Origin of the sequence: Rhodanobacter sp. AS-Z3, assembly GCF_029224025.1 — a bacterium.
Lineage (GTDB): Bacteria > Pseudomonadota > Gammaproteobacteria > Xanthomonadales > Rhodanobacteraceae > Rhodanobacter.
Genome location: NZ_CP119392.1, coordinates 3,437,466 through 3,460,117, shown reverse-complemented (window position 1 = coordinate 3,460,117; position 22,652 = coordinate 3,437,466). Strand labels below are relative to the sequence as shown.

23 protein-coding genes are annotated in these 22,652 nt (G+C 61.5%); all 23 read left to right on the top strand.

Translation table 11 applies throughout. The features are described from left to right. The first annotated feature begins 3 nt into the window (after positions 1 to 3). The 23 genes from flgL (at position 4) to flhA (ending at position 22,603) form a co-directional block, all read left to right on the top strand. A complete protein-coding gene (gene flgL / locus PY254_RS15495) occupies positions 4 to 1,206 on the top strand; it encodes a flagellar hook-associated protein FlgL (RefSeq protein ID WP_281012938.1) in 1,203 nt (400 codons plus the stop codon). Between the two features lie 124 nt (positions 1,207 to 1,330). Then, a complete protein-coding gene (locus PY254_RS15490; RefSeq protein ID WP_281012937.1) occupies positions 1,331 to 2,776 on the top strand; it encodes a flagellin N-terminal helical domain-containing protein in 1,446 nt (481 codons plus the stop codon). Between the two features lie 289 nt (positions 2,777 to 3,065). Then, positions 3,066 to 4,460, top strand: a complete 1,395-nt coding sequence (gene fliD / locus PY254_RS15485) for a flagellar filament capping protein FliD (protein WP_281012936.1) — start codon at positions 3,066 to 3,068, stop codon at positions 4,458 to 4,460. A gap of 16 nt (positions 4,461 to 4,476) precedes the next feature. Then, a complete protein-coding gene (fliS, locus tag PY254_RS15480) occupies positions 4,477 to 4,884 on the top strand; it encodes a flagellar export chaperone FliS (protein WP_281012935.1) in 408 nt (135 codons plus the stop codon). 2 nt (positions 4,885 to 4,886) lie between these two features. Next, entirely contained in the window at positions 4,887 to 5,189 is a 303-nt protein-coding gene (locus tag PY254_RS15475; RefSeq protein ID WP_281012934.1) for a flagellar protein FliT, read from the top strand. A gap of 420 nt (positions 5,190 to 5,609) precedes the next feature. Continuing rightward, positions 5,610 to 6,167: a PilZ domain-containing protein gene (locus PY254_RS15470; protein WP_281012933.1), complete on the top strand. Its 558-nt coding sequence runs from the start codon at positions 5,610 to 5,612 to the stop codon at positions 6,165 to 6,167. A 366-nt stretch (positions 6,168 to 6,533) separates the two neighbouring features. After that, the gene (locus PY254_RS15465; RefSeq protein ID WP_281012931.1) at positions 6,534 to 7,961 is read left to right on the top strand and encodes a sigma-54 dependent transcriptional regulator; all 1,428 of its coding nucleotides are present in this window, start codon (positions 6,534 to 6,536) and stop codon (positions 7,959 to 7,961) included. Between the two features lie 137 nt (positions 7,962 to 8,098). After that, positions 8,099 to 8,440, top strand: coding sequence for a flagellar hook-basal body complex protein FliE (gene fliE / locus PY254_RS15460; RefSeq protein ID WP_281012930.1), 342 nt, complete (start codon positions 8,099 to 8,101; stop codon positions 8,438 to 8,440). A 48-nt stretch (positions 8,441 to 8,488) separates the two neighbouring features. Beyond that, the gene (fliF, locus tag PY254_RS15455) at positions 8,489 to 10,240 is read left to right on the top strand and encodes a flagellar basal-body MS-ring/collar protein FliF (RefSeq protein ID WP_281012929.1); all 1,752 of its coding nucleotides are present in this window, start codon (positions 8,489 to 8,491) and stop codon (positions 10,238 to 10,240) included. Beyond that, a complete protein-coding gene (fliG, locus tag PY254_RS15450) occupies positions 10,230 to 11,246 on the top strand; it encodes a flagellar motor switch protein FliG (RefSeq protein ID WP_281012928.1) in 1,017 nt (338 codons plus the stop codon). The genes fliF and fliG overlap by 11 nt, the downstream gene beginning before the upstream one ends. After that, positions 11,246 to 11,887, top strand: coding sequence for a flagellar assembly protein FliH (locus PY254_RS15445; protein WP_281012927.1), 642 nt, complete (start codon positions 11,246 to 11,248; stop codon positions 11,885 to 11,887). Before fliG ends, PY254_RS15445 begins: the two co-directional genes overlap by 1 nt. Further along, a complete protein-coding gene (fliI, locus tag PY254_RS15440) occupies positions 11,884 to 13,251 on the top strand; it encodes a flagellar protein export ATPase FliI (RefSeq protein WP_281012926.1) in 1,368 nt (455 codons plus the stop codon). The genes PY254_RS15445 and fliI overlap by 4 nt, the downstream gene beginning before the upstream one ends. Next, on the top strand, positions 13,248 to 13,670 hold the full coding sequence (gene fliJ, locus PY254_RS15435; protein ID WP_281012925.1) for a flagellar export protein FliJ: 423 nt from the start codon (positions 13,248 to 13,250) through the stop codon (positions 13,668 to 13,670). The genes fliI and fliJ overlap by 4 nt, the downstream gene beginning before the upstream one ends. A 97-nt stretch (positions 13,671 to 13,767) precedes the next feature. Next, entirely contained in the window at positions 13,768 to 14,961 is a 1,194-nt protein-coding gene (locus PY254_RS15430; protein ID WP_281012924.1) for a flagellar hook-length control protein FliK, read from the top strand. Positions 14,962 to 15,138: 177 nt separating this feature from the next. Beyond that, positions 15,139 to 15,738, top strand: a complete 600-nt coding sequence (locus tag PY254_RS15425; protein WP_281012923.1) for a flagellar basal body-associated FliL family protein — start codon at positions 15,139 to 15,141, stop codon at positions 15,736 to 15,738. Positions 15,739 to 15,753: 15 nt separating this feature from the next. Then, positions 15,754 to 16,770, top strand: a complete 1,017-nt coding sequence (gene fliM, locus PY254_RS15420) for a flagellar motor switch protein FliM (RefSeq protein WP_281012922.1) — start codon at positions 15,754 to 15,756, stop codon at positions 16,768 to 16,770. Continuing rightward, a complete protein-coding gene (fliN, locus tag PY254_RS15415; RefSeq protein ID WP_281012921.1) occupies positions 16,767 to 17,114 on the top strand; it encodes a flagellar motor switch protein FliN in 348 nt (115 codons plus the stop codon). The genes fliM and fliN overlap by 4 nt, the downstream gene beginning before the upstream one ends. After that, positions 17,114 to 17,509, top strand: coding sequence for a FliO/MopB family protein (locus PY254_RS15410; RefSeq protein ID WP_281012920.1), 396 nt, complete (start codon positions 17,114 to 17,116; stop codon positions 17,507 to 17,509). Before fliN ends, PY254_RS15410 begins: the two co-directional genes overlap by 1 nt. Beyond that, positions 17,506 to 18,252, top strand: a complete 747-nt coding sequence (gene fliP / locus PY254_RS15405) for a flagellar type III secretion system pore protein FliP (RefSeq protein ID WP_281012919.1) — start codon at positions 17,506 to 17,508, stop codon at positions 18,250 to 18,252. Before PY254_RS15410 ends, fliP begins: the two co-directional genes overlap by 4 nt. Before the next feature lie 64 nt (positions 18,253 to 18,316). Further along, complete coding sequence (gene fliQ, locus PY254_RS15400) at positions 18,317 to 18,586, top strand: flagellar biosynthesis protein FliQ (RefSeq protein ID WP_281012918.1); 270 nt, start codon at positions 18,317 to 18,319, stop codon at positions 18,584 to 18,586. Continuing rightward, on the top strand, positions 18,583 to 19,353 hold the full coding sequence (gene fliR / locus PY254_RS15395) for a flagellar biosynthetic protein FliR (protein WP_281012917.1): 771 nt from the start codon (positions 18,583 to 18,585) through the stop codon (positions 19,351 to 19,353). Before fliQ ends, fliR begins: the two co-directional genes overlap by 4 nt. Positions 19,354 to 19,357: 4 nt before the next feature. Beyond that, positions 19,358 to 20,497 carry a flagellar biosynthesis protein FlhB gene (gene flhB, locus PY254_RS15390; protein WP_281012916.1) on the top strand — a complete coding sequence of 380 codons (1,140 nt, stop codon included), beginning with the start codon at positions 19,358 to 19,360 and terminating at the stop codon, positions 20,495 to 20,497. Between the two features lie 12 nt (positions 20,498 to 20,509). Next, entirely contained in the window at positions 20,510 to 22,603 is a 2,094-nt protein-coding gene (gene flhA, locus PY254_RS15385) for a flagellar biosynthesis protein FlhA (RefSeq protein ID WP_281012915.1), read from the top strand. Positions 22,604 to 22,652 lie beyond the last annotated feature (49 nt).

The following is a 22,652-nucleotide window of genomic DNA, read 5'->3' as shown; positions in this document are numbered from 1 at the left end:
GTCATGCGCGTTTCTACCAACTGGATGCAGCAACAGTCCATCGGCGACATGATGAATCGCCAGAGTGATCTGTCCCGGCTCAGCACACAAATCAGCACCGGCAAGCGGATCAATCAGCCGTCCGATGATCCGATTGGTTCGGCACGTGCGCTGGACATGACACACCTGATTTCCGACGCCGCGCAATACAAACGCAACATCTCTTCGGCGAATGCGCGGCTGGGTCTGGAAGACCAGACGTTGGGCAACACCAACAACGTGCTGGGGCGTGTGCGCGTGCTGCTGTTGCAGGCTGCCAACGGCAGCCAGACCGATGAAAGCCGCGGTGATATCGCCGCCGAAATGTCGCAGTTGCGGCAGCAGTTGCTGGGCCAGGCGAACAGCACCGATGGCCAGGGCGAGTACATTTTTGCCGGCAACCGCACCGGCACCCAGCCGTTTGTTTCGCAGGGTAGCGTGAACTATCTCGGTGATAACGGTCAGCGCATGGTCGCAGCCGGTCCGGGTCTGCAGGTGGCTACCGGTGATGCCGGCAGCGACATCTTCATGAACATTTCCACCGGCAACGGCACCTTCGCGGTTAGCGCGGCAGCCACCAATACCGGCACCGCCGTGGCGGGTTCCAGCAATGTCACCAATCCTGCAGCCAATCCATCGGCGTGGGATGGCGGCAGCTACAGCATCGTCTTCACTGCGCCGAATGCGTACGAAATTCATGATGGTGGTGGCGCCGTGCTCGACAGCGGCAGCTACGATCCAGCCAACGATGGCAGCATCACCTTTCGTGGTGCCCAGGTCGCCTTCAGTGGTGCACCTGCGGCAGGCGATACGTTTGCGTTGGGTGCGTCCACCAAGCAGGACGTGTTCACCACGATGGACAACATCATCAAGGCGCTGAACACGCCCAATGGTGGCAAGGCACCCATGCAGAATGCGCTGAACACGCAGTTCGCCAACCTCGATCAGGCGATCAATACGCTTACGCGTACGCGCGGCCTGGTCGGTGCGCGCATGAATACGCTCGATCAGCAGAGCAGTCTCAACGACGACCTGACCCTGCAGTACAAAACATCGCTTTCCGATGTGCAGGACGTGAATTATTACGACGCGATCAGCCAGCTCGGTGCGCAGACCACGGCCTTGCAGGCATCGCAGCAAACCTTCACAAAAATTCAGGGTTCAAAATTATTTGATTATTTGCGTTGACATCTCTCAAGTTTTCAGAAGTCGGGTCGAAAACGTATTTGAGGCGGCGGTGTTCCCCACATGAATCCCCGCTGGCAATCACCGCCGGCCACCGGCATCAAAGACCCACTCTGGAGATATTCCCATGGTCATGAGCGTCAACACTAATATCAGCTCCCTGAATGCCCAGAAAAATCTGGCTAGCACGCAGACCAAGCTTGCCACCGCGATCGAGCGTCTGTCCTCGGGCATGCGCATCAACAGCGCGAAAGACGATGCCGCCGGCCTCGCCATTTCCACCCGCTTCACCACCCAGATCAACGGCCTGAACCAGGCAGTCAGCAATGCCAACGACGGCATCTCGCTGGCGCAGACCACCGAGTCGGCGTTGAACGAGGTGACCAACAACATGCAGCGCATCCGCACGCTGGCCGTCCAGTCCGCGAATGCCACCAACTCCGATTCCGACCGCGCCGCGCTGGACGCCGAAGTGCAGCAGCGTCTGTCGGAAATTACCCGTATTTCGCAGCAGACCACCTTCAACGGCCGCCACGTGCTGGACGGTAGCTTTGGTAGCGCCGCGTTCCAGATCGGCGCCAATGTCGGCGAGACGATTTCGGTCAATCTGAGCCAGGGCGCCGGTGCCAGCGACGTTGGCAAGATTGCTTCGGCAACCAGCGCTGCGTCGGGTGTCTTTACTGCGTCTGCGCCTGTAGCTGCAACTGCGGGCACGTCTGTGGTGACCATCACCTCCATGACCGCAGCGACAGCCTTCACGATTGGTGGCGAAAACATCAGTGTTTCGGCTCAGGCTGATCAGACCGGTTTGGTGTCGGCAATCAATACCGCTCTTACTGCTGCTGGTGGTCATTACACCGCGTCCGCAGATAGCACCACGGGTGTGAAGCTCACGGCGGTCACCGCTGGTGCGGATTCAATGGCAGTGACGGGTATCACCAACGGCAGCGCGGGCGCGGTCGTGGCAGGTACGGCTGCAGTAGCGGTGGGCGATGCGACTCCGCTTGTCCTCGGCACGGGCGACCTTACCCTGAAGACCGCTTCGGGTTCGGCCGTGGGTATCGAAGGCACGTTCAAGGACGCTGCTTCATTGGCTACTGCCATCAATGCCAAGGGCATCAGCGGCGTATCGGCCTTTGCTGATCCGGCTACAGGCACCTTGCATCTGGCCTCGCAGGAAGCGCTCACGGTCGGCGGTACCAAGGGTGGCTCGGGTGCCGGCAACCTTGGCTTTGCGACCACGGAGATTGGAATCGGTGGTGATCTTGCCACCGCCAATGTGAAGTCGGTCAACGGTGCCAACGACACCATCAGCCGCATCGATTCTGCGCTGGGCACCATTAGCTCGATGCGTAGTGATTTGGGTGCGGTGCAGAACCGCTTCACGTCGACCATCGCCAACCTGCAGACCATTTCGCAGAACTTGAGCTCGTCGCGCAGCCAGATTCAGGATGCCGACTTCGCCCAGGAAACCGCGAACATGTCCAGCGCGAACATCCTGCAACAGGCTGGTGTCTCGGTGCTGGCGCAGGCCAACGCCAGCACGCAGAGTGTGCTGAAGCTGTTGCAGTAATCGCTTGATCTCGAAGGGGCCGCGTTGATCACGCGGCCCCTTCGTCGTACCTGGAGTTTACGTTCAGGAATCACGCGATCCACACCATCAAGTTCATGCCGATTCTGCCGATACCTAAAATGGGCGCGGTTTCAGTGTTTCTTGCCATCCCACAATTGGACCGTGTACAGATGGACGACTGGCCCGGCACGCTGACACAACGTGTGACAAGGCTTTTGCAATCATGGTTTGATCCCGGAGTGAGTGCAGAATAACGCCGCCACTTCTTCATCTACACGAGAACACGCTCATGGCCATTACCGTCGGTTCCACCACACCCACCTCGGGTTTGCTGACATCCATGGGCGTGGGCTCCGGTATCGATGTGGCCTCGCTGGTGGACAAGCTGGTGGCAGCCAAGAAAGCGCCGCAGCAGAATCAGATCACCAATGCGTCGAATAACGCCAACACCCAGCTTTCGGGTTTGGGGCAGGTTGGCGCTGCGTTGTCGGCGCTGCAATCAGCGATGGCTTCGCTCACCGACGGCAGCGCGTTCAGTGCCCGCTCGGTAGGTACCAGCGACCCCAAAGTGTTCAGTGCCAGCAGCAGTGGCAATCCGGTCAGCGGCAGCTATGAAGTGGTGGTTGATCACCTCGCCAGTTCGCTCAAGACTTCTTCCGGCGCGTTTGTCGACAACAACGCCAAGGTCGGTACCGGTACGTTGACTTTTGCGGTGGGCGCCCAGTCGATGAGCCTGCAGCTCGACAGCACCAACAATTCGTTGGCTCAGGTGCGCGATGCGATCAACAAGGCCAGCGACAATCCGGGTATCAGCGCCACCATTGTCACGGGTACTGATGGCGCGCACCTCGTACTCAGTGGCACCCGTACCGGCGCCGCCAATGGTTTCAGCGTCAGCAGCAGCGGCGGTGATGGCGGGCTGGCCGCGTTGAACTATGACGTGAACGCGAGCAGTGGCAACGCCCTGTCCGTGATCACAGCAGCGAGCGATGCCGCCTACACGATCGACGGATTGGCCGGCACCAGTGCCGGCAACAGCGTCAGCACGGCTATCGATGGGCTCACGCTCAACCTGGTTGCCGCCGGCACCAGCACGCTTACGGTAACCAACGACAGCTCCAAGGCAACTTCGGCCTTGACCAATCTGGTCAGCACCTACAACAGTTTTGTGGGTATCTACCAGAACCTGACCAAGTACGACGCCACCAGCGGCACCGCCGGCGCGATGATTGGCGATGCCACGCTGAACAGCATCAACAGCACGCTGTCGCGCATTGTTGGCGGCACGGCCAACGGCACCACACTCTCTTCCATCGGCATTTCATTGCAGGTGGATGGCACGCTGAAGCTGGACAGCAGCAAGTTGAGTACGGCGCTCAGTGACGGCGGCAAGCAGGTTGGTAACGTGTTCGGCGGCGACAACGGTTTCGCCGCACAGTTGAACAGCCAGTTGAATAACTGGGTGGGAAGCACTGGCGTGCTGGCCAATCGCACCACCAGTATTGCCGCCCAACTGAAGGATCTGACCGCGCAGCAGGCCACGCTGGACAACCGCATGGCCGATCTCACGGCGCGTTACCAGGCGCAGTTCACCGCGCTGGACACGTTGATGAGCAAGCTCAACAGCACCAGCAGCTATCTGCAACAACAGTTTGATGCGCTGAACAACAGCAACAAGAAGTAAGTCTACGGAGACGATCATGGGATTCGGTTACGGCGCCAACGCGTATCAACAAGTTCGCTCGCACGGCGGTGTGGAGTCAGCCAGCCCGCATGGCCTGATCACGCTGCTGATGGACGGCGCGCTGGAGCGTCTGGTGAAGGCTCGCGCTCATATCATGCGTGGGGAAATCGCGGCCAAGGGTGAAACCATCAGTCGTTGCATTGACATCATCGGTGGCCTGCGCGATTCACTGGATCGCAAGGTGGAGCCAGCGCTGGTGGATCGACTGGACTCGCTCTACGAGTACATGAGCCGGCGTCTGTTGCAAGCCAATATGCATGACGATGCCAACATCATCGATGAGGTCAGCGCCCTGATGCAGCAGGTTCGCGACACGTGGGTGCAGGTTGCACCCGCGCACGCCGGTGGCGTGGCAACGGCGTGAGCATGAAGCCGTCAGCCAGCGATTCCGAATCGCCGTTGACGCAGGCGTTGGTCATGACGCACGCGATGTTGCAGGCTGCCAAGCAATCTGACTGGGAACAATTGCGGCGGCTGGAAGATCAGCGTGAGCCGTTGTTGCACCGTGAACACCCGGCTGACGACGTCAGTCGCGCCCAGATAGGTGAAGTGTTGGCCAGTGATCGCCAGTTGCAAGTGCTATTGGCCACCGCTCGTGACGCCGTGGCCGCGCAGTGGCAGGACGACCGCGGCCGTGCGCGCGCCATAGCGGCATACGAACAGCCCTGAGTGGTACGACTTCAACGCGACCCTCCTCACTTCGTCTGGTTGCCCATCGCCGATGCATTGAGTGGGCAGAAAGTGCTGCATTGCGTGCGCCCGCTATGCGATGCCTGCCAGCAGCCGGTATTCCTTCCAGTCACCATCATTCCCGCGAAAGCGGGAATCCAGTGACGCCAATATTGCGAAGGGTGCGAGTCCGCGGCGGATGCCTGTTTGAGCAACACGACGGCGAGTGAAAAGCGTCGGGGCATTGACGGCGCCATTACAGTGTGTGGTCCGCCAGCCGCGTGAAGCCCGTGGTCCTCAGCGCCACAGCCGGCGCCGCCGTGGAGCGCTGCCAGAGATTGTGTGATTCAATGAATCAGCACCGCAGCATGACGCCCGCATCGGCCTGGGCGCCCGAACAACGGATGCTTTGGGGGCACCATGAGCACGGTCAACTGGAATGAGTTCGAACAACTGGTCAGTGTCGAGGAGTTGCTGCATGTAGCGGTGACGCCGCTGGTCTGGCCGGTTCCGGAAGCGCAGGCGGTGGCGCTGGTTGAGCGCAACGGCAATACGCTGGCGGCGATTGCCGCCCTGGAAGAGCGACGGGTTGAACCAGCCGACGACGACAATCCTCTGCTGCAGGAAATTCGCCGTATGGATGCCAAGCTCACGGCGCTGGTGGATGTGGTGAATCGTCTGCTGACGCCGACCGACAAATTGCCGGTGCAGCGCCTGATCCGTTTCAATGCGCGTGGCGCGGTCATTCCCAGCGAAATGGTGCCCGCCTCCGCTGAGGCGTTGTTGCTGAGCCTGCGCTTCGACAATTGCCCAAGCCTGCCGCTGGAGCTACCGGCAAAGGCGGAACGTCAAGTTGACGACGGTCGAACGTTTGTATGCTTTTTGATGCCAAACGATGCCTTGGGTGACGCAATTGAGCGACTAGTTTTTCGCCATCACCGACGCAAAGTGGCAGGTGCGCGCCAGTTGCCAGCTTGAATCCCCCGGCGTATGTTGTAGATGTCGTGTGACGCAGTTGGCATAACGGAAAGTTGTCGCGTGGATCGGCTCCGTTTTGTGAACTCTTGTCATACGGTCTTTCCTGCCCGGGGGGGCGGCGAATTCTACGCCGTAGTCTGCAAAAAACTTTTCGTTTCAGATGTTTACATCAATCCACTTGAACGCATCGAGAAGCCTTTCCAGGGAGAAAGTTTCGACGCGTGACGTTTCGCCGTCGCAGTGGCGTCAAAGTTGGCCCCATTGTTGCTCATGGTCCATTACGCCAACGACGAATCGTTGGCACCGATGGAAAACGGTCGTGCGGCAAGCAAGACCGAACCTATAGATGCAGTGCGGAGAAGTGCGATGCAGAAATACGATTTTCTAGTCATTGAGTCAGATGCAGAACGAGTCAACGTGGTTATGGCGGCGCTGCACTTTCTTGGCTACCACCCGCAACATGGCTCCAGTTGTGCCGCTACCAGCGATGCGTCCCATGCTTGGCGGGCGGTTTACGTCGGCGGCGTGGCCGATGTCTCCGAAGCCGAGCGCCAGCTTGCCCTGCTGGGTGAGTATGCCGGCCACGTGCCGATGCTGCTGGCTGAGGAATCTCCCTGGGTCGAGCGACTCACAGCCTCAAAATCACCCTTCGCCAATCGTCTGGCTACGCTGAGCTTCCCGCTGAGCTACGAGAAGCTGACCGAAGCCATGCGCAATCTTTACGCCCGACTACTAGGTGACCAGTCAGGTGGTCAGCGTTTTGTGGGTAATGCCAAGCCCATCCAGCGGGTCAACGCCTTGATTCGCCAGGTGGCGCCGTTTGACTCCAGCGTGTTGGTGCTGGGTGAGTCCGGCACCGGGAAGGAAATGGTTGCACGTGCGATCCACGAGCAATCGCCCCGTCGTCATCAGCCATTCGTGGCGATCAATTGCGGAGCGATTCCGGCCGAACTGCTGGAAAGCGAATTGTTTGGCCATGAGAAGGGCGCCTTTACCGGTGCCATCAGCGCACGCAAAGGGCGTTTCGAGATGGCCGAGGGTGGCACGCTGTTCCTCGACGAAATCGGCGACATGAGCTTGCCGATGCAGGTGAAGTTGCTGCGCGTGCTGCAGGAACGTGCCTATGAGCGCGTCGGCGGCAACAAGACCCAGCGCTGCGACGTGCGCATCATTGCCGCCACGCACCGCAATCTGGAGCAGTCCATTGCCAAGGACCGCTTCCGTGAGGACCTTTATTACCGCTTGAGCGTGTTCCCGCTGGAATTGCCGTCGCTGCGCGAGCGACTGGAAGACCTGCCGACGCTGATTGCCGAGTTCAACATGCGCCTTGTTCGTCGAGGCTTGAGCCTGGTGCGTTTCAGTGCCGGGGCGATGCAGGCGCTGCATGCGCATGCCTGGCCTGGCAATGTGCGTGAACTGTCCAACCTCGTTGAACGCATGGCGATTCTGTTTCCGCACGGTGAGGTGCGCAGCAGCGACCTGCCGGAAAAATATCGGGGGCCGCTGGATGCGGGCGAAGTGCATGGCGCGGCGCTGCTGGCGATGATGGATGCCGAAACGCAAACGGTTGGTGAGAACGCGGCGCATGCAAGCCATGGTTCGGAGCGATTGCTGCCGGAGGATGGCCTGGATCTCAAGGATCACCTGGCCGATATCGAGGTTTGCATGATCCGCCAGGCGCTCGACGTCAGTGGCGGCGTGGTAGCCCATGCTGCCCGATTGCTGCACATGCAGCGCACCACGCTGGTGGAAAAGCTGCGCAAGTACGGACTGCACAGCAGTTTGGCCGCCTGATCTCTTAGCGGTCCCCGTCACACATCCAGAGCCGAATTGCTGCCCTTGCCGGCTGGGCATAGTCGTTGGCACGGCTCATGCAGCCATCTCTTGAAAACCCGCCATGTGCCGGAAATCCGTCACCAGGAAATGTCGAGATGAGCACGATTGATGTCAATAACCTGCTTTCGCAAATGCGCCAGATGACGGCGCAGGTGCGTCCTGCGGAGATTGCGCCCAAGTTGGCGCCGATCGGTGCGGAAACTCTGGGCAAGCCGTCAGATTTCTCGTCGATCCTCAAACAGTCGATTTCTGCGGTGGGCCGCACCCAGATGGAAGCGGGCCGAATGGCCGCAAGTTTTGAGCGTGGTGATCCCGGCGCTGACCTTGGCCGCACGATGATTGCGGTGCAAAAGGCGGATTTGTCACTGCGCACGGTGGTGGAAGTACGCAACAAATTGGTCGATGCCTACAAGGACATCATGAACATGCCGGTCTGATGCGGCTCGATCAGATCTTGATTTCGTACTTTTCAAGCGAGCAACACCATGGCAGATAACGCCATCGCAGTCAGTGACAACGACAACGGCGCCAGACCCGATCCGCTCAGGCAGTTTGTCCGCAGTCCGGGCGCGCGTCAGGCCGTTTTGCTGGTGGCGATTGCTGCGGCCGTGGCGTTTGGCGTGGCGGTGGTGTTGTGGTCGCGCGGGCCGAACTACGGCCTGTTGTATGCGGGTCTTGATCAGAAAGACGCCGCTGCCGTTGCACAGGAACTGCAGACCAGCAACACCCCGTTTCAACTGAGTAGTGATGGTGCCTCGATCATGGCGCCTGCCGCCGATCTGGCGGCCTTGCGCCTGAAACTGGCGGCCAAAGGTCTGCCGCAAGGCACCGCCAACAGCGGCGTGATGCCAGCCACGGATTCGCCGTTCGGCATGAGCGATCTGGCCGAACGCACGCGATACCAGCAACTGTTGGAGTCGGACCTGAGCTCGACGATCACGGGACTGCAATCAGTACGCGCTGCCCGTGTGCATCTGGCGCTACCCAAACCGTCCGCGTTCATTCGTGACAATCGTGAAGCCAGCGCATCAGTGTTGGTGACGCTTTATCAGGGCCGCCAACTGGATGCCGGTCAGGTGGCGGCCATTGTGCACCTGGTTGCTTCCAGCGTGCCGGGACTGGATGCCAATCAGGTGTCGGTGGTTGATCAGCAAGGTCAGCTGCTTACCTCTGACCCGAACAGTCCGTCGGCCGTGGGTGATGATCGCCTGCGCATGGCTACGCGCATCGAGAACACCTATGCCCAGCGCATCGAGGAGTTGCTGACGCCGCTGGTGGGGCCGGGCCGGGTGCGTGCACAGGTTTATGCAGATCTTGATTTCAGCCAGCAGGAAAAGGCTACCGAAACCTTCGGACACGACCATCCGGCGCTGCGTAGCGAGCAGACCAATAGTGAGCAACACAGCGCTGGCGGCGGTGCGGGCGGCATTCCCGGGGCATTGAGCAACCAGCCGCCAACCCTGGTGGCGCAACCCACGGCGGCCAATCCCGATGCCGGCACGGCGGCAGCGAAAGTTGCCGGCAAGAACGGCGCAGCATCGGCCACGGCGGCGACCACGACGGTTGCCGGTGACAGTTCAAGCAGCGCCACGCGCAACTACGAGCTTGACCGCACCATCAGCCATGTAAGCGACCCGGCCGGCCGGCTGGCACGCCTGACTGTAGCGGTGGTGCTGGACAACAAGCTGTCCAACAAAGTCGCGGCGCCGGCAAAGAGTTCCAGCGCCGCTGCGGCCCCACCGGTCAATGACGGCGTGCCGTTCAGCGCTGAGGAGTTGCAGCGACTGACCGAGCTGACCAAGAACGCGGTGGGTTTTGATGCCGCCCGCGGTGACAGTGTCAGCGTGGTGAACCAGGCGTTTCATCGGCCGGCCGCTATCGATGCGCTGCCCGAGATACCAATCTGGGAACGGCCCGGCATGATGGACCTGATCAAGCAGGCGCTGGGCGTGTTGATTGCCTTGCTGGTGGCCTTTGGGTTGGTGCGTCCATTGCTCAAAGGAGTGACGCGCGCTGCACCGGCTGCCAAGACATTGCCGGCGCCGATGCCCAGGATATCGGTGAAGGTTGATGGCGACCACGATGAGCCCAAGGCCGGTCAGGCCGCCCGGCTACCCGACGCCAGCCCCACGCTGGAATACGAGCAACGCATTGGCCTGGCCCGTCAGATGGTTGGCGAGAATTCCAAACAAGTGGCGCAGGTCGTCAAGAATTGGGTGAGCGAAGATGGCGGCTAATCAACAGGAAGCGCCGATTACCGGCGCCCAGCGCGCAGCCATTCTGCTGCTTACTTTGGGTGAGCAGGATGCCGCCGAGGTGCTCAAGCATCTCAGTGCGCGTGACGTGCAAACCATCGGTACCGCCATGGCTGCGCTGTCCAGCGTGTCGCGTGAGCACGTGCAGGGCGTGCTGGATCGGCTCAACGAGGACATGGGGCAGCAGACTTCGTTCGGCGTGGGCACCGAGGAGTACATCCGCAAGGTGCTGGTCAATGCACTAGGCGAAAGCAAGGCGGGCGGCCTGATCGATCGCATCCTGCTTGGCCGCAGCAGCAAGGGCCTGGAGTCACTGAAGTGGATGGAGAGTCGCGCCATTGCCGAAATGATCAACCAGGAGCACCCACAAATCATTGCGCTGGTGCTGGCCCATCTGGAGCCGGATCAGGCGGCAGAAGTGCTCGGCTATCTGCCGCCGCGCGTGCGTTCTGATGCGGTGATGCGGATTGCCACGCTCGACGGTGTGCAACCGCATGCGCTGAATGAACTGGACGAGATCATGGAACGCCAGTTCTCCGGCAACAACAAGAAGCTGAAGTCCGCCAATGTCGGCGGGCTCAAGGCTGCCGCAGCCATCCTTAACGCCATGGAGGGGAGTCGCGAAGCTGAGTTGATGACGGCCATCCGCACGCACGACGAGGCGCTTGGCGAAAAGATCGAAGACCTGATGTTTGTCTTCGACGATCTGGTCGGGCTGGATGATCGCGGCATGCAAACCCTGCTGCGCGAAGTGCCGTCGGCCACCTTGATCACCGCCTTGAAGGGTGCCGAGCCGGAAATTCGCGAGAAGATTTTTGCCAATATGTCCAAGCGTGCCGCCGACATGATGCGCGACGACCTCGAGGTGAAAGGCCCGGTGCGTCTGAGCGAAGTCGATGCCGCGCAGAAGGAAGTGTTGGGTATCGCGCGCAAACTTTCCGATGCCGGTCAGCTCAGCCTGGCCGGTGGCGGCGATGAGTTTGTCTGATGACCAACATGTTCAACGCCGCCGATCAGGATTTTCAGCGCTGGGAGTTGCCGGAAGTGGGCTCCCGCGCGGCCATGGCGGCTGCGCCCAGTGGGCCGGCTCAGCCGACAGTGCGCGACCTGGAAGCGCTTGAGCAGCAGGCGCGCGATGAAGGTTACGCCGCTGGCATGGCTGAAGGTCTCGCTGAAGGTCGCGCGGCAGCACAGCAGCAATTGCGCCAGCGCATGGCCGAACTGGAGGCACTTTACGATGCGGCAGCGCGTCCGCTGCAGCTGCTTGACGATCAGGCGGCGGATGAACTGGCCGGGCTGGCTGGCGTGATCGCACGCCGGGTAGTCATGCATGAACTGAAAACTTCACCGGAATTGATTGCGAATGTGGTGCGTCAGTCAGCCAGGGCGCTGCCCATGGCCACGCGTGAATTGCGCATCCATGTCAATCCACAGGATCTGGCTTTGCTGCAAGAGTTGGGTACAGCCGAACCGCATTGGCAATTGCTGGGTGATCACAGTCTGGTTCGTGGTGATTGCCGGCTCGAAAGTGAGCGCTCCCGCCTGGATGCACGCGTGGAAACGCGACTGGCGGCAGTCATTGACGCGTTGCTTGGCGACGAGGCCGCTGCGGACGAGGGAGACGCATGAATTCCGACGTCACCGAACGGGCACGCAAGCTGCGCTGGCAGGAACAGTTGGCGCTTCGCCGCGAGCGGGTGGAACGCGCGAGCATGCTGGCGGTGGAAGGCAGCCTGCGGCGGGTGGTCGGCCTCACGCTGGAGGCGGAAGGCTGCGAAGCGGCGCTAGGTGCGCGCTGTCTTGTCGACACGGCCGATGGTCACAAGCTGGATACCGAAGTGGTCGGCTTCGCCGATGAACGGCTGTTGCTGATGCCGGTGGGCGACATGCATGGCGTACTGCCCAACGCTCGCGTGCGGCCGTGCGCAAGCAGCGGCGGCTTGCCGGTGGGCGCGGGCCTGTTGGGTCGCGTAGTCGGTGCGGATGGTGTGCCGCTGGATGGGTTGGGTCCGCTGGATTCGAACGAACATGCCGCGCTCAAGCGTGAACCGATCAATCCGATGGCGCGCAAGCCGATTGATGCGCCGCTGGACGTTGGCGTGCGGGCGATCAACGCCTTGCTTACCGTGGGACGCGGGCAGCGACTTGGTTTGTTTGCCGGTTCCGGCGTCGGCAAGTCCACGCTGCTCGGCATGATGACGCGCTACACGAACGCCGATGTGGTGGTGGTGGGGCTGATTGGCGAACGTGGCCGCGAGGTCAAGGAATTCGTCGAGCAGACGCTTGGTGAAGAAGGCCGCCGCCGTGCGGTGATCGTGGCAGCGCCCGCTGATGCGCCGCCGCTCAAGCGACTGCGGGGTGCGCAATACGCCACCGCGATTGCGGAATGGTTTCGTGATCGCGGCCAGCGCGTGCTGTTGCTGATGGATTCGCTGACCCGCTATGCCCAGGCGCAGCGCGAGATTGCGTTGGCGATTGGAGAGCCGCCGGCGACCAAAGGTTATCCGCCATCGGTGTTCGCGATGATGCCTGCGCTGGTTGAACGCGCCGGCAACGATGCGGAGGGGCGCGGTTCAATCACCGCTTTCTACACGGTGTTGACGGAAGGCGACGACTACCGACACGATCCGATTGCTGACGCTGCCCGCGCGATTCTGGACGGCCATATCGTGTTGTCGCGTGATCTCGCGGAAGCGGGTCACTACCCGGCCATTGATATCGAGGCTTCGATCAGCCGTGTAATGCCGGCCGTGGCCACGCGCGAGCACATGCGCGCGGCGCAGCGGTTTCGCCAGGTCTATTCCGCTTATCGCCAGCAACGTGACCTGATTGCCGTAGGTGCGTATCAAAAAGGTTCCGACCCGCAGGTCGATCTGGCGATCGAGATGTGGCCCCAATTGCGTGCCTTCCTGCAGCAGGAAGTCGATGAGCCGATGACGCTGGAGCAGGCGATTCTGGCGCTGGCCGAACTTGCCGAACAGGTGCGCGAATGAAATCACGTGCCAGCCGATTGCAGCCTGCGGTAGACCAGGCAAAACAACGTAGCGAAGACGCCTTGAGTCGCTTTGCCGCGCAACAGCAGTTGCTGGCGAAAGCCGAGCATCAGCTGGCTGAGTTGCATCGTTATCGTGAGGAATATGCCACCAGCAGCGATACCCTGGTAAGCGTCAGCGCGATGCTCAATCGACAAGGTTTCATCCAGCGCATTGATCAGGCCATCACCCAGCAGGTTGCCGAAGTGGCGCGCCACCAGCGTCAGCTGGAACACGTTCGCGATCACTGGAAGCACACGCATGCGCGCGAAAGTGCATTGGGCACGGTGGTGTCCCAGCATCTTGAATTCGAGCGCCGTGCCGAAGATCGCCATGAGCAGTCCGAAATGGATGAGCGCTTCCAGCGGAGGCGCACGTGATACGGCGCGTCGTCATCCATCCCCCACGTCGCCAAGCTGTTTCGGCGGCGCGTATTTGCAGTCGTAGTCCGTTGTCCACAGCAGGAGCACTCCAGCCATGACCGCCCACGCCGTCAACTCACCGTCGGCCGCTGCTGCCGCATCCAGGGGCGCAGCAAGGAGCGCGCCGCAAGACCCGGCAGCCAAGCCATTCGAACAGCAGTTGCATGCTGCGCATCAAGAGCGCAACACCAACGCGCAGAAGCCCCCTTCAGCGCACGAGTCGCATCCACAGCGCGGGCCCGACCCCGGTCGCAATCGCCGTGACGATCCGTCACCGGTGGGTCCAAACATGCGTCACCCGGAGGCTGCCAGCAAAGCTCGCGAGTCGGATAAAGTCGAGCTGGTTGCGCCGTCCGATACGGCGGCCCAGGCAGAGGCCGCCGCCGCTGCCAGTTCGCCGGCAGCAACCGCTGCGGCGGTGCTGGCATCAGCGCCGGTTTCCGCCACGGCGACTGCAGAGGAGCCTTCGGCTGGCGAAAAGTCCACCGACGGCAACCAACAGGGCGCTTCCGCGCTGGTAGGTGCAATGTTGGCGATGATCGGGCCCGCCGTTGGGAAGGTGCTGGCTGGTCAGCCTGTAGCCGCTCCGGCAGCCAAGCCGACCGCGGCAAGTGCAGAACGTGGTACTGCCGTGCTGCTTCCCGTTGTGGATGTGACGACGATGCTGAGCAATACGGCCTCGACTGCGGCTGCCATGCCCGTGCTGCACGCAGCCATCGACGGCCTGCTGGCGGACCACAAGGACTTGCACGCGTCGGCCTCGTCGGATGCGGCCTCGGCGCAGCTGCTGGCCGCGTCGACCATGCCCGCTGCCACTGCGCCGGCTGCGCCGGTCAGTGTTCCGCTGGCCTCACCGGTAGGCACTCCGGCGTTCACCCAGGAGCTGGGTCAGCAGGTTGCCTGGTTCGTCAGTCACGACGTGAAACAGGCCAGTATCCGTCTGCATCCGGAAGAGTTGGGTTCGCTTGATTTGAAGATCAGCGTGAGCCACGGTCGGGTTGACGTCAGCTTTCAGGCACAGCACCCCGGTGCGGTGACCGCGTTGCAGCAGAGCTTGCCGCAGCTTGGTGACATGTTGGCTCAGCACGGACTTTCGCTGGGCAATGCCGAAGTCGGTCAACAGCAGCAACAAGGTGATCGGGGCAGTCAGGCCAGGTCCGAAGGCGGCGTGGCGGATGCGGCAGAAGTTCATGGTGCCAGTCTGGTCACGCCGCTGAGTCAGATCGGTTTGCTCGACGCCTTCGCCTGAGGTTTTGCGCTCACAGCGCACCCCGCCCACCGCCCGGAGTAGTCTGATCCGGGCGGAAGTTTTTTCAGCGCGGTGGGCTCGGCGACATGCTGTGTTTGCGTCGCGATGTTTGATTGGCGGTCGTCAAGAAAACGCCATAACGTGCCGAGTGGTGGTGTGGTACGGCTCAAGTATTTGATGCTGAAGCGTGTTTTATCTGTGGCACGTGGATTGCATTGGTCACTGGTGCCATTGCCGGCGCCTTCTTTTCGTTCAATGCAGCAAGAGGTTTTCATGGCTAATGATGTAGATCCCGAAGGCGCTGAAGTTGAGCCCATAAAGCGCAGTCGCAAACCACTGCTTATTGTCGTGGTGGTGCTGGTCCTGGCCGGGCTGGGTGGTGGATATTTCTGGATGTCGCGCTCAGCCAGTCACGCCAAGGATCCCAAGGCGGCAGTCGCGGGCGAGGTCAAGCCGGAGATCTATCTGCCGCTGGAGCCGGCCTTTGTGGTGACCTTTCGCGAAGGCGACGGCGACGCATTGCGCTACCTGCAGGTGGGCGTGACCTTGATGTCGCATGACGCGGCGGCGATCGGGGTGGCCAAGGAAGCTGACCCGGTGGTACGCGACAGCCTGGTCGCCTTGTTCAGCAGCCAGAAATTCGAAATTGTCAGTGAGGCCGCGGGCCGCCAGAAGTTACAGGCGGACGCCCTGATTGCGGTACGCAAGATCGTTGAGAAGCGGCTTGGTCGCCCCGGAATCGACGCCCTGTATTTCACCAGTTTCGTCATTCAATAATCGGGGTTCGCGCGCATGAGTGACCTGCTTTCCCAGGACGAAATTGACGCGCTGATGGATGGCGTGACGGGTGGTGCCGTTGCCACCGGTGGCGACGAGCCGCTGCCACCCGGTGCGGTGGTCAATTTTGATTTTGCCCAGCAGGACCGCATTGTCCGGGGGCGTCTGCCTACCCTGGAAATGGTCAACGACCGTTTTGCGCGCTTCTTCCGCACCGGGCTGTTCAGCGTGCTGCGCAAGACCTGCGAGGTTTCGGTGCTGGGCGTGAAAATGGTGAAGTTCGCCGAGTACGTGCATGGCCTGGCGCTGCCAAGCAACATGAACCTGGTCAAGATCAAGCCGCTGCGCGGTACCGCGCTGGTGGTGTTCGAGCCGCGCCTTGTATTCACCGTGATCGACAATTTCTTCGGCGGCGATGGCCGCTACCACGCGCGTATCGAAGGGCGTGATTTTACCGCCACCGAGAACCGCGTAATCCAGATCATGCTGGCTGAATTGTTCACCGCGATGGCCGAAGCCTGGGCACCGGTGTTGGGGCTGGAGTTTGAATATCTCAGTTCGGAAATCAACCCGCAGTTTGCCAACATTGTCAGCCCCACCGAGACCGTTGTGGTTTCACGTTTCCATGTGGAGCTTGATGGCGGCGGCGGCGATGTGCACCTGACCATGCCCTATGCGATGGTCGAACCGATTCGCACCTTGCTTGATGCGGGTGTGCAGAGCGACCGCATGGATGGCGACGGTCGCTTTGCGGAACTGTTGCAGGAAGAAGTGCTCGACGCCGAGGTTGACCTGAGCTCGTTGCTGCTGGAAACGCGGCTGAGCCTGGGTGAATTCCTGCATCTGCGTCCCGGCGACGTAATTCCGATTCAGCTGCCCGAGCTCGCGCTGGTTTACGCCGAGGATGTACCCGTATTCCGCGGCCGTTATGGTCAGTCCAACGGTCGCAACGCCATTCGTTTTCACGCTCAGACCGCGCGGCGCGAAAAGCCGGCGGCCGGCATTCCATCCCTGGAGAAGAAACCAGCATGAACCAGTCCACAGAAAGTGCCGCAGCCGAGGCTGGCGAGCGCGTTCAATTTGATGCACTGAGCGCGGCGACATCCGAGGCCGGTGAGGTCAATCTGGACATGATCCTCGATGTGCCAGTGACGCTGGCCATGGAGGTCGGTCGCACCCGTATCAGCATCCGTAATTTGCTGCAACTCAATCAAGGTTCGGTGGTGGAGCTGGATCGCGCAGCCGGCGAGCCGCTGGATGTATTCGTCAACGGCACCCTGGTTGCGCATGGCGAGGTGGTGGTCATCAATGAGAAGTTCGGCATTCGGCTGACTGACGTGATCAGCCCTGCCGAGCGGGTGCGAAAGCTGCGCTGATGATCAGCCTGTCACTCATTCTCGCCGCTGCGCCAGCGGCTGTTCCGGAGTTCAATGCCGGTGCCGAGCTGGCGCGGGTGACGCTCAGCCTGGTCGGCATCATTGCGTTGATCTTGCTGGCTGGGTGGCTGAGCCGCCGCATGCAGCGTCGCCCTGGCGCCGGTGGGCGGCGTATCCGTTGCATTGAGTCTTTTGCGGTGGGCACGCGTGACCGTCTGTTGCTGCTGGAGGCTGACGGCAAGCGGCTGCTGATTGGCATGGGGCCGGCGGGCATGCAGACCTTGCATGTCTACGATGGCACTGTACCGGACGAGGTTATTCCGCCTGCGCACTTGGCTGCGGGCAAGCAACCGGCCTTTGCCGAACTGCTGGCACGCTGGAGGCCGCGCACATGAAACACTGGCGCTGGATGGTTGCGCTCACCCTGCTGATTTTGCCATTGGCTGCGCTGGCAGGCCCGCCGGGCATACCCCTGGTGAACGTGCAGAATGCGCCGAACGGGGTGCAGAACTGGACGCTGTCGCTGCAGACACTGGCGTTGCTGACGGCATTGACCCTGCTGCCGGCGATCGCGCTGATGATGACCTCGTTTACGCGGATCATCATTGTGCTGGGCTTTCTGCGCCAGGCGCTGGGTACGCAGTCCACCCCGCCGAACCAGGTCTTGCTTGGCCTTGCGTTGTTTCTCACCTTGTTCGTGATGTCGCCGGTGCTGACGCGTTCCTACGACGATGGCGTCAAACCGTATATGGACGGCCAGATCACTGCCGAACAGGCGCTGCCGGCCGCGTCGATGCCGTTCAAGCAATTCATGCTTGACCAGACACGCGATGCGGACCTGCAGCTGTTCACCCGCCTGGCCAAGGAAAAGCCCTATGCCAGCAAAGCCGATGTGCCGTTCAAGGTCGCCATGCCGGCGTTTCTTACCAGCGAGCTGAAAACCGCATTCCAGATGGGATTTTTGCTGTTCATCCCGTTCCTGATCATTGATCTGGTGGTGGCCAGCGTGCTGATGTCGATGGGCATGATGATGGTTTCGCCAATGATCATCTCGCTGCCGTTCAAGATCATGCTGTTCGTCTTGGTGGACGGCTGGACGCTGCTGCTGGGAACGCTGGCAGGGAGTTTCTACACGTGAGCATCCGCCCGCCGTCGATGGCTGAACGGGCTTCGCTGACTACCCACCACGCGGGAGTGTGCGCATGACGCCCGAATCAGTCATGGAGATTGGCCAGCAAGCCTTGTATGTGGCGATGATGGTGGCCGCGCCGTTGCTGCTCACTGCGCTCGCGGTCGGCCTGCTGATCGGCGTGATTCAGGCCGCCACGCAGATCAATGAAATGACGCTCAGCTTCATTCCCAAGTTGATCGCCATGGCCCTGGTCGGGCTGATCGCCGGGCCGTGGATGTTGCGCATGCTGGTGCAATTCACGACCGGTTTGATCCAGAGCCTGCCTGGCGCAATCAGATGACTGCGCTGGATCTGGCCTTGCTGCCGGCATGGCTGGGCAGCTTTTACTGGGCGCTGGCTCGGGTCAGCGGCCTGCTGCTGATCGCCCCGATCTTCAGCGCCAAGGTGGTTTCCGCTCGGGTCCGGCTTGGGCTGGTGGTGATGCTGACCCTGGTGCTGGCGCCGCTGGCACCGACCACCATTGATCCACTCAGCGGCGCCGGCATAGCGACGCTGGTCGGCCAGCTACTGGTTGGCGCTGCGGTGGGCTTCGTGCTCAAGCTGGTGTTCGATGCGGTGTCTTTCGGCGGTGAACTGGTGGCGCAAAGCATGAGCCTGGGTTTTGCCTCGGTAATCAATCCGCAGGCCGGCGGCAGCTCCACCATTCTCAGCGAGTTCTATCTGCTGCTGGCGACCTTGTTGTTCCTGGTGATGAATGGTCATCTGCAACTGATTGCGCTGCTGGCGGACAGCTTCCACACCTTGCCTCCGGGCGTGCCGGCGATCAGTACCAATGGGCTGTACGCGGTGCTGACGTTTGCCGGGGAGTTGTTTTCCGGCGCGGTGCGCGTGGCCTTGCCCGCGATGACCTCGTTGCTGGTAGTGAACATCGGCTTTGCCGCGATCAGTCGCGCGGCACCGTCGATGAACCTGTTTGCCGTGGGTTTTCCGATCACCGTCTCGCTCGGCTTCATTGCCCTGTGGCTGGCGTTGCGCAGTCTGCCTGGCGCTGTCGAGGCCTTGCAGGCCGATGCGTGGTCCTTGATGCGAAATCTGTTCGGGAGCTGATGCCGTGTCAGAGGACAGCGACCAGGAGAAAACCGAAGAACCTACCGAAAAACGCCTGCGCGAATCTCGCGAGAAGGGCGAGGTTCCGCGATCGCGTGACTTGTCGGGTGCGCTGGTGGTGTTGGCCGGCGTTTCTGCGTTGATGAACAGTGGTCAGAGCGGTTTGCGCCATGTGCAGCGGATCTTCGAGCTGGGGCTGGGTTATTCCCGTGACGCGCTGTTTTCCGACGCGCTGCCCGGGCGCACCTTGCACGCGGCCATCTACGAGGCCTTGCTGCTGTTCGGGCCGGTGGCGATCGCCACGATGCTGGCCACGCTGGCCGCACCGCTGCTGCTGGGTGGCCTGAATTTCAGCGCAGAAGCGCTGCAGCCGAAGTTTGAGCGGCTTGATCCGATCAAGGGTTTCGGCAAGATTTTCGCGCTGCGCGGACTGGTCGAGCTGGGCAAGGCTTTACTCAAGCTGTTGTTCATTGGTCTGGTGCTGGCGCTGCTGCTGCGGCACTGGCAGGGCGAATTGCAGGCCACCGGTCGCGGTTCGGTTACCGCTGGTATCGCCCAGTCGATCGGTCTGATGGGCCGGGCGGCGTTGTGGTTTGGCTCGATTCTCGCGCTGATCGGTGCCATCGATGCGCTGTACCAGAAGTACGACCACGCCAAGAACCTGCGCATGACCAAGCAGGAAATCCGCGATGAAATGAAGGAGAGCGAGGGCAACCCCGAAATGAAGGGACGCATTCGCCAGGTGCAGCAGGCGCAGTCGCGGCGCCGCATGATGGAAGAATTGCCCAAGGCGGACGTGGTGGTGGTCAACCCGACCCACTTCGCCGTGGCGCTGCGTTACGACGATGGACGCATGGGCGCGCCCCGGGTCATCGCCAAGGGTATCGACGTGCTGGCCGGCCAGATCCGCCTGGTGGCAGCCGGTCATCGCATTCCAACGGTGGAATCGCCGCCGTTGGCACGAGCCTTGTATGCCACGACAGAACTGGGCCGGGAAATTCCTGCCTCGTTGTACGTGGCGGTAGCCCAGGTGCTTGCTTATGTTTATCAGCTAAAGCAAGCCGTGGCGCAGGGTGAGAGCCCGCCGGCCGCTCCCAGGCCCGAGGTTGATCCAGACCTGATGGGCCCTTATCGAGACGCTTGACGAGTCAAAACCATGACGGGTGCGGATGTCCTGGGTAACTTCAAACAGCTGGCACGACGGGGCGTTGGCGCTCCGATAGTGATGCTGGCGATGCTCGGCATGCTGATGCTGCCGATGCCACCGTTCATTCTGGACATTTTGTTCAGTTTCAACATCGCGCTGTCGCTGGTGATCCTGCTGGCGGTGGTCTACGTGTTGCGGCCGCTGGAATTCGCTGCGTTCCCCACCGTGGTGCTGATGGCCACCTTGCTGCGACTGGCGCTGAACATCGCCTCGACACGCGTGGTCTTGCTGCATGGTCATGACGGCCCCGGCGCCGCCGGCAAGGTGATCGAGGCGTTCGGCGCGTTCGTCATCGGCGGCAACTTCGCCGTCGGTCTGGTGGTGTTCGCGATCATCGTGGTGATCAACTTCGTGGTGATCACCAAGGGCGCCACGCGTGTGTCCGAGGTGACCGCGCGATTCACATTGGACGCGATGCCCGGCAAGCAGATGGCGATCGACGCGGATCTCAACGCCGGCCTGTTGACCCAGGAGCAGGCTCGCGAACGCCGCCAGGAAGTACGCGAGGAAGCGGACTTCTACGGTTCGATGGATGGTGCGTCCAAGTTCGTGCGTGGCGACGCCACCGCCGGCATCCTGATCTTGTTCATCAACATCATCGGTGGTTTTTTTGTCGGCGTGATGCAGCACGGGCTGTCGGCCGGTGAGTCGGCCAGAACCTATACCTTGTTGACCATTGGTGACGGCCTGGTTGCCCAGGTGCCGGCACTGATGCTGTCGGTGGCCGCGGCGATCATCGTTACCCGTGTTTCCAAGTCACAGGACATGGGCACGCAGGTGATCGGCCAGGTGTTTGGTCAGCCGCGCGCGCTGGGTGTGGCGGCGGTGGTGCTTGGCGTCATGGGCGTCATCCCGGGCATGCCCAATGTGGCCTTCCTGTTGCTGGGTATGGTTTGTGGTGGCGCCGCGTGGATGCTGCACAAACGCCAGAATGAGACGCGCGAGCGCCTGGCCGAAGTGGTGGCCGAGATGCCGGCGATCAGCGCTCCGACGGAACGCATGGAGTTGGGTTGGGAGGACGTGGCCAGCGTCGATCCACTGGGCCTGGAAGTGGGCTACCGGCTGATTCCGCTGGTCGATATTCATCAGGGCGGCGAACTGATGGGGCGAATCAAGTCGGTGCGCCGCAAGCTGTCGCAGGAGCTGGGCTTTCTGGTGCCCGCGGTGCATATCCGCGACAACCTTGATCTTGGCCCCAACGCCTACCGGATCACCTTGATGGGTGTGCCCATGGGCGAGGCAGAGGTCTACAACGACCGCCTCATGGCGATCAATCCCGGGCAGGTGCACGGAACCGTGCAAGGCATTGCCACGAAGGACCCGGCTTTTGGTCTGGAGGCGGTGTGGATCGAGAGCGGCCAGCGGGAGCTGGCGCAAAGCTACGGTTACACGGTGGTCGATCCGGCCACGGTCATCGCGACCCATCTGTCGCACATCCTGCAGAACCACGCGCATGAGCTGCTCAGTCACCAGGACGTGCAGCAACTGCTGGACCGTCTGGCCGCAACTGCACCCAAACTGGTCGAGGACCTGGTGCCCAAGCGTCTGTCGCTGGGCGTGGTGGTCAAGGTGTTGCAGAACCTGCTGGCCGAGCGCGTACCCATCCGCAATATGCGCAGCATCGTCGAATCCTTGGCGGAGCACTCTGGTCAGAGTCAGGATCCCGGCGTCTTGAGCGCCGCCGTGCGCGTCGCGCTGGGCCGCCAGATCGTGCAGGAGATCACCGGCCTGGGCACCGAGGTTCCGGTGATTACGCTGGCTCCGGAGCTGGAACAGATCCTGTTGAACTCGCTTTCTGGTGGTGGTGGCGTGGCTGGTGCAGCCGTGGAACCGGGTTTGGCTGATCGTTTGCAGCAGAGCGTCGCCGACGCGGCGCGTCGTCAGGAAATGAGTGGTGAACCAGCCGTTTTGCTGGTTGCACCACAACTTCGGCCATGGCTCGCACGCTTCACCCGTCATGTGGCACAGAACCTGCACGTACTCGCTTACAACGAGGTGCCTGACAACCGTCGTGTGCGGTTGGTCCAGGCGCTGGGGCGATGAACAGGACCGATGACATGGCCACTGCCACACAGTACACAAGCAAGCATTC

What these genes read in the sequence shown, in the direction of transcription:
- flgL (WP_281012938.1), top strand. Translation starts at nt 4, where the DNA reads ATGCGCGTTTCTACCAACTGGATGCAGCAACAGTCCATCGGCGACATG.
- PY254_RS15490 (WP_281012937.1), top strand. Translation starts at nt 1,331, where the DNA reads ATGGTCATGAGCGTCAACACTAATATCAGCTCCCTGAATGCCCAGAAA.
- fliD (WP_281012936.1), top strand. Translation starts at nt 3,066, where the DNA reads ATGGCCATTACCGTCGGTTCCACCACACCCACCTCGGGTTTGCTGACA.
- fliS (WP_281012935.1), top strand. Translation starts at nt 4,477, where the DNA reads ATGGGATTCGGTTACGGCGCCAACGCGTATCAACAAGTTCGCTCGCAC.
- PY254_RS15475 (WP_281012934.1), top strand. Translation starts at nt 4,887, where the DNA reads ATGAAGCCGTCAGCCAGCGATTCCGAATCGCCGTTGACGCAGGCGTTG.
- PY254_RS15470 (WP_281012933.1), top strand. Translation starts at nt 5,610, where the DNA reads ATGAGCACGGTCAACTGGAATGAGTTCGAACAACTGGTCAGTGTCGAG.
- PY254_RS15465 (WP_281012931.1), top strand. Translation starts at nt 6,534, where the DNA reads ATGCAGAAATACGATTTTCTAGTCATTGAGTCAGATGCAGAACGAGTC.
- fliE (WP_281012930.1), top strand. Translation starts at nt 8,099, where the DNA reads ATGAGCACGATTGATGTCAATAACCTGCTTTCGCAAATGCGCCAGATG.
- fliF (WP_281012929.1), top strand. Translation starts at nt 8,489, where the DNA reads ATGGCAGATAACGCCATCGCAGTCAGTGACAACGACAACGGCGCCAGA.
- fliG (WP_281012928.1), top strand. Translation starts at nt 10,230, where the DNA reads ATGGCGGCTAATCAACAGGAAGCGCCGATTACCGGCGCCCAGCGCGCA.
- PY254_RS15445 (WP_281012927.1), top strand. Translation starts at nt 11,246, where the DNA reads ATGACCAACATGTTCAACGCCGCCGATCAGGATTTTCAGCGCTGGGAG.
- fliI (WP_281012926.1), top strand. Translation starts at nt 11,884, where the DNA reads ATGAATTCCGACGTCACCGAACGGGCACGCAAGCTGCGCTGGCAGGAA.
- fliJ (WP_281012925.1), top strand. Translation starts at nt 13,248, where the DNA reads ATGAAATCACGTGCCAGCCGATTGCAGCCTGCGGTAGACCAGGCAAAA.
- PY254_RS15430 (WP_281012924.1), top strand. Translation starts at nt 13,768, where the DNA reads ATGACCGCCCACGCCGTCAACTCACCGTCGGCCGCTGCTGCCGCATCC.
- PY254_RS15425 (WP_281012923.1), top strand. Translation starts at nt 15,139, where the DNA reads ATGCTGAAGCGTGTTTTATCTGTGGCACGTGGATTGCATTGGTCACTG.
- fliM (WP_281012922.1), top strand. Translation starts at nt 15,754, where the DNA reads ATGAGTGACCTGCTTTCCCAGGACGAAATTGACGCGCTGATGGATGGC.
- fliN (WP_281012921.1), top strand. Translation starts at nt 16,767, where the DNA reads ATGAACCAGTCCACAGAAAGTGCCGCAGCCGAGGCTGGCGAGCGCGTT.
- PY254_RS15410 (WP_281012920.1), top strand. Translation starts at nt 17,114, where the DNA reads ATGATCAGCCTGTCACTCATTCTCGCCGCTGCGCCAGCGGCTGTTCCG.
- fliP (WP_281012919.1), top strand. Translation starts at nt 17,506, where the DNA reads ATGAAACACTGGCGCTGGATGGTTGCGCTCACCCTGCTGATTTTGCCA.
- fliQ (WP_281012918.1), top strand. Translation starts at nt 18,317, where the DNA reads ATGACGCCCGAATCAGTCATGGAGATTGGCCAGCAAGCCTTGTATGTG.
- fliR (WP_281012917.1), top strand. Translation starts at nt 18,583, where the DNA reads ATGACTGCGCTGGATCTGGCCTTGCTGCCGGCATGGCTGGGCAGCTTT.
- flhA (WP_281012915.1), top strand. Translation starts at nt 20,510, where the DNA reads ATGACGGGTGCGGATGTCCTGGGTAACTTCAAACAGCTGGCACGACGG.